Origin of the sequence: Vibrio nigripulchritudo ATCC 27043, assembly GCF_000222685.1 — a bacterium.
Taxonomy (GTDB): Bacteria; Pseudomonadota; Gammaproteobacteria; order Enterobacterales; family Vibrionaceae; genus Vibrio; species Vibrio nigripulchritudo.
Window position 1 is genome coordinate 1 of the sequence record NZ_AFWJ01000192.1, and the last position, 1,775, is coordinate 1,775.

A 1,775-nucleotide genomic window follows, 5' to 3' on the forward strand; every position below is an offset into this window, starting at 1 on the left:
GTTATTCTGAATGGTCGTGTCCATATTGATGAATCCATGCTGACAGGCGAGTCCATTCCTGTTGTGAAAAAGCAAGGCGATATGGTCTTTGCCGGGACGTTAAACGGTGAAGAATCTTTCGACTTGGAAGTGAACACCAGTAAAGCCAACTCGATGATTTCCAACATCGTGCGCCTTCAGGATGAAGCGCAGATGTCCAAGCCTAAAATTGCTGAGATTGCGGATGTAGTTGCTCGCTACTTTGTGGCAGCCATTTTGATCATTGCAGCAGGCACTTGGGCGTACTGGCATCAGACTAAACCCGATGATGCGTTCTGGATTATGCTTGCCGTGTTAGTTGCAACCTGCCCTTGTGCACTTTCACTTGCAACACCGACAGCGATAACCTGCGCAACTTCCCGGATGGGGAACCTTGGTATTCTTCTCCGCAAAGGTCACGTGTTTGAAACCTTGTGCAAAGTAAACCATTTGGTGGTGGACAAAACGGGAACGCTCACCGAAGGCAACATTCAGATAGATAGAACCGAAGTGGCGAGTGAGAAACTCACTGAACACGAGTGCCTTGCTATCGCTGCCTCACTGGAGCAGCACGCCAACCATCCGATTGCCAAAGCGTTCAAAACCTTTGCTGAAGAAGGCGTTGAAGTGACTAATGTTGAAAACCGAATCGGCTTCGGCATTGTCGGTGAGTATCAAGGTGCATCCTGTAAAATAGGTAGTGCTGCGTTTGTACTCGGTGAAGAAGTGAATGCCTCACAACCTTGCGTCTATCTCTCTCTAGATAATCAGCACGTTGCCACTTTCTACTATCACGACCCTATTCGTAAGCAAAGCAAGAAGCTGGTTTCAAAACTCGCGGAAGCTGGTATTAAAACCACGCTGCTGACTGGCGACTCGATGGCAAATGCAAAACCTGTTGCTGAAGAAATTGGGATTGAATCTGTGGTTGCTGGTGCGACACCTGAAGATAAGCTTGCGTTCCTTTCAACACTTGATGATAACGAAGTTTCCCTAATGATTGGTGACGGGATTAACGATGCCCCTACACTTGCTGGTGCGCACCTTTCTGTAGCAATGGGTGGAGGTGCGGATGTGGCTAAGTCGTCCGCCGATATGGTGTTACTGGGTGACAAACTGGATAAATTGATTGAAGCACGTTCACTCGCCCTCAAAACACGCAAAATTATTAGAGAAAATCTTGCGTGGTCGCTAGGATACAACTTATTGATTTTGCCCTTGGCAGTCGCGGGCTTAGTTGCTCCTTATATTGCCGTCGTCGGCATGTCTGCCAGTTCCATCATTGTTGTTACTAACTCACTCAGGTTGCTCAAAGAAAATGGCTAGTCTTTATATTCTGATTCCGATTGCGATTGTTCTTGTCTGCCTGGCAGTTGCCGTTTTCTTGTGGGCGGTAAAAAGCGAGCAATTTGAAGATCTGGAACGTCAGGGACACAGCATTTTGTTTGATGAAGATGAAACGAATGACAAGCCGGAAGACAAAAATGCTCGAAGCCACATTGATCAAAATAGAAATGATCAAAATAGCAATGCTCAAAGTAGTAAAGAGTAACGGTATCTATGGCTGATTGGTTAGGGGCACTGATCATCGGTATTTTAGGGGCTGGTCACTGCATGGGAATGTGTGGTGGCATCGCTTCCGCAGTCGCAGTAGGTAACCCGAATTCAACTCGTACCCTGTTTATCACCTTGTTTTATAACCTTGGTCGTCTGTCATCCTACGCCGTAACTGGTGCGGTGATTGGTGGCGCGGTGTC

Annotated in this window: 3 protein-coding genes; all 3 read left to right on the plus strand. The window is 47.2% G+C overall.

Annotation, left to right across the window (positions count from 1 at the left end; genetic code table 11):
* The coding region (locus RH89_RS14805; protein ID WP_004403502.1) for a heavy metal translocating P-type ATPase at positions 1–1,344 on the plus strand (1,344 nt) is incomplete at its 5' end.
* On the plus strand, positions 1,337–1,570 hold the full coding sequence (gene ccoS / locus RH89_RS30600) for a cbb3-type cytochrome oxidase assembly protein CcoS (RefSeq protein WP_004403503.1): 234 nt from the start codon (positions 1,337–1,339) through the stop codon (positions 1,568–1,570). The genes RH89_RS14805 and ccoS, both read left to right, overlap by 8 nt.
* Positions 1,571–1,578: 8 nt before the next feature.
* A partial coding sequence (locus RH89_RS14815; RefSeq protein ID WP_004403506.1) for an urease accessory protein UreH domain-containing protein occupies positions 1,579–1,775 on the plus strand: 197 nt, incomplete at its 3' end.